This is a genomic window from Pseudomonas putida (assembly GCF_028682475.1).
In the GTDB taxonomy this organism is placed as follows: domain Bacteria; phylum Pseudomonadota; class Gammaproteobacteria; order Pseudomonadales; family Pseudomonadaceae; genus Aquipseudomonas; species Aquipseudomonas putida_AG.
In genome coordinates this window covers 1-436 of record NZ_JANHLE010000114.1, presented here as the reverse complement: position 1 = coordinate 436, position 436 = coordinate 1, and the positions used below count along the sequence as shown (strand labels likewise).

The window sequence follows — 436 nt, the reverse complement described above, 5'->3', positions numbered from 1 at the left end:
GGCTCAGCTGATACGCGTCCTGCATCCAGCACAGGCGGTTGACCAGGGCCAGGTGACGGTTGCCCGCGCCCTTGGGCTTGCCGGTCGAACCCGAGGTGTAGATCACGTAGGTCAGGTTCTCTGCCGCCACCGCCACATTCGGGTTGGCCGTACTGTAAGCGTCGAGCCAGGCGCCCGGTTGATCCAGCAGCAGATACGGCACTTCGCCCGGCGCCAGCACCTCCAGCAGCGGCTGCTGGGTCAGCAGCAAGCCCACGCCGCTGTCCTCAAGCATGTAGGCCAGGCGATCGCGCGGGTATTCCGGGTCCAGCGGCACATAGGCACCGCCAGCCTTGAGGATCGCCAGCAGGCCGATGACCATCTCCAGCGAACGCTCCACGGCGATGCCGACCAGTACATCCGGCCCGACCCCGCGCTCGATCAGCATGTGTGCCAA

General features: G+C 66.3%; 1 protein-coding gene. It reads right to left on the bottom strand.

The window, feature by feature from the left end:
- Positions 1-436, bottom strand: a 436-nt coding sequence (locus NPS47_RS25410; protein WP_274297449.1) for an AMP-binding protein, incomplete at both ends; no start/stop codon positions are given.